Here is a 1,359-nt window from a genome sequence, read left to right as displayed (position 1 = left end):
GGGCTGGGCCGTCCGGGTCGGCGCCGGGGCCTGCGTGGGCTTCCGCGTCGGCGTGGGCTTCTGCGTCGGCGTGGGTCTGGTGGCCGGTCCGGAGGTCGGCTTGGCCGTACGGCCGGGCTTGGGGGTCCGGGTGCTCCTGGCCGTGTTCTTGGGCTTCGAGGTCGGCGCGGGCCTGGCGTCGGCCTTGCGCGTGGCCGCCGGCGCCGTGGGGACCGGGGCCGGGATCGTGGGCACCGGGAGCGGAGGCGGGGTGACGGGCGACGTCATCGACGAGGTGGGGGGCGTCACCGCCGGGGCCTCGGTGTTCAGCCGCAGCGGCCCGACGTCCGGGACCTGCGGGCCGGTCGTGGTGGCCCAGGGCACGGTCGCCTTGTCCGACGGCCCGTCCCCGCCGGCCGGCCCGTCCCCGACCTCCTGGCTCTGACCTGATGGCCGGGCCGGTTCCTGGCCCGCCGCGGCCGGGAGGATGCCGGAGACCCTCTCCTCGGCGGCCGCGCGTCCCACGTCGCCGAGGGAGGCGTAACTCCCGGCGGCCCAGAGCCCGAGCCCGGACAGCAGGACGGCCACGCCGGCGCAGGCGGCCAGCACGACGGGGAAACCGCCGCGCTTGGGCCGGTCACCGGCCGGTGCGGCCGCCGCCGGAGCGGGTACGGCCACCGGAGGGGCGGCCCCCGGCAGCGCCGGCGCCCCCCAGAGGGGCAGCGCCGTCGGCTGCGGCGGCCCACCGGCCGCGGCCGCGCCCGGGAGAACGGCCGTCTCGCCGGGACCGGCCGCGCCCGCGGGAACGGGCCCGCCCGGCGTCTCGGAGCCGGTCGTACGGTCGCCGCCGGAGGGCGTCGGGCCCGCCGGCTCCTCGCCGAGGAGGCGGAGCATGGCGGCCTTGGTGTCGGGTCGTTCGTAGGGGTGCTTGTCGAGGCAGGCGGCCAGGAGGGGGGCGAGCGTGGCGGGGACGCCGGTGAGGTTGGCGGGGCCGTCGAGGACCTTGCCGGGCTGTCCGTCGAAGGGGTGCTGTCCGGTGGCGGCGTAGGCGATGGTGGCGGCCCAGGCGAAGAGGTCGGCGGGCCGGCCGGGCCCGGTGCCGGGAGTCGCGGCCGGGACACCGGGAGCCGAGGCGGAGCCGGAGCCCGGGGTGGGAGAGCCGGGGCCGGAGGCGGGGACACCGGGACCGGGATCCGATTCGGCACCGGGGCCCGAGGCGGCGGTCGCGGGACCGGGGACCGAGGCGACGGCACCGGAGTCCGCGGCGGGGGTGAGCCCGGCGCGTAGGAGTTCGGGGGCGCGGTAGTCGGGTTCGGGGCCGGTGGTGCCGAGGCCGATGTCGCAGACGCGGGGTCCGTCGGGGGCCAGGAGCACGGTGTC

1 protein-coding gene is annotated in these 1,359 nt (G+C 79.7%); it reads right to left on the bottom strand.

Annotated features, from left to right (window positions below; all coding sequences use genetic code 11):
* On the bottom strand, window positions 1-1,359 hold a 1,359-nt coding region (locus ACZ6R6_RS29915; RefSeq protein WP_470098872.1), incomplete at both ends, for a serine/threonine-protein kinase.

It is taken from the genome of Streptosporangium sp. NPDC048886 (assembly GCF_055586905.1).
This window is presented reverse-complemented; position numbering and strand designations above follow the sequence as displayed.